General features: G+C 61.5%; 1 protein-coding gene. It reads left to right on the top strand.

Translation table 11 applies throughout. From position 1 onward, the window contains the following. The coding region (locus tag ACR0C3_RS23270; RefSeq protein WP_480760783.1) for a BCCT family transporter at positions 1 to 1,674 on the top strand (1,674 nt) is incomplete at its 5' end. Positions 1,675 to 1,725: the final 51 nt, after the last annotated feature.

Below are 1,725 nucleotides of genomic sequence, written 5' to 3'. Positions count from 1 at the left end.
AGCACTCTGGGCAGCTGGAACTCTCAGATTCTGGAGGTTTTCAACAGCTTCTACGTGGTCATCGTAGGTCTGTTTTTCTTCTTTCTGGCCATCGTTGCGCTGCTGCCGGCTACCGGCAAGCGGGTGATGGGCACGCCCGGGGAAAAGCCCGAGTTCTCAAACTTCTCATGGTTCTCGATGATGTTCGGCGCCGGTCTGGGTGTGGGCCTGATGGTGTTCGCCACCGCCGAGCCTTTGGGCCTGTGGGGCTCGAACCCCGTGGTTGTCGCGGGCGACGTGCCGGGCAATGAGCCCGAGGCGGTCCAGTCGGCCTATCGCTACACCTATCTGCACTATGGCTTCCACGCCTGGGCGATCTACGTGGTGACCGGCCTGTCGCTGGCCTATTACGCCTATACGCGCAACATGCCGCTGACCATCCGCTCGGCGCTGACGCCGCTGTTCGGCAAGCTGATGAACGGCTTCCTGGGCCATGTGGTTGATGTTCTGGGCGTTGTGGCAACGATCCTGGGTGTGTCGGTGACCATCGGCTATGGCGTCAGCCAGTTCATCGACGGTGTCTATGCGATCACCGGGATGGAGTGGATCATGGACCTGAGCGGTGAGGTTCCGGCCCCGTCGAAGGTTGGCCTGATTGCAGGTCTGCTGGTGATCATGGGCCTGTCGATCATCTCAGCTGTGTCGGGTGTTGGTCGGGGCGTGAAGTACCTGTCGAACCTGAACCTGGTGCTGTCGATCATCCTGCTGGGCACCTTTGTCGTCTTCGGCTCGTTTGTCTTTGCGATGACCACCTATGGCACCGCGCTGGTGGACTACATCCTGCACTTCCTGTCGCTGAGCTTTGGCGCCTACGGCCCGCTCTCGGCCGAGGCGTTTGCGGCAGCTCTGCCGGCCGAGGCTCAGGCCCATGCGGATGCCCTGATGGGTGGCGCGACCAATGCCTGGGGCAGCTATGACGGCTTCAAGAGCGGTCTTGAAGGCGCAGCAGCGGAACTGGATGAGGCCACTCTGGCCGCGGCCTATGCCGCCGGTGAGCAGGGTCGTCAGTTTGGCTGGCAGGCAGGCTGGACTACGTTCTACTGGGCCTGGTGGATTGCGTTCTCGCCCTTCGTTGGCCTGTTCCTGGCACGCATCTCGAAGGGCCGTACCGTGCGTGAGTTCATCCTGGGCTGCGTCTTCGCACCGGCGCTGGTCTGCTTTGCATGGATGACCGTTCTGGGCGGCACCGCGATCGATCTGGAACTGGCCGGTGAAGCCAGCGGCGCGATCATCGGGGCATCGAACACCAACAAGCTGTTCGTGACGCTGTCCTACATGATCGACGGCGGTTTGCTGTCGATGCTGAACGTGATGTGCGTGATCCTGATCATGACCTTCCTGGTGACCTCGGCGGATTCGGGCATCCTGGTGATGAACACGATCATGTCGGGCGGCAGCCAGGAGACGGGCATCAAGCACCGCATCATCTGGGGTCTGATCCTGTTGGCCGTGATCGGCGCGCTGATCCTTGCGGCAGGTGAGAACAACCCGATGGACGCTCTGCGCAACGCGATGATCATCGGCGCGCTGCCCTTCACCATGGTGATGGGCCTGATGATGGTCGCCCTCGCCAAGGCGCTGTTCCGCGACAGCCAGCGTGACAAACACGCCGAGGCACCACAGGCCGCAGAATAAACCAACCAAAACACAAACAATCAAAGCGCCGCCCAAAAGGGCGGCGCTTTT

This window comes from Ruegeria sp. CK3, from assembly GCF_056536565.1.
The sequence above is the reverse complement of the archived record's forward strand: the minus strand, read 5'-3'. Positions and strand labels throughout refer to the sequence as shown.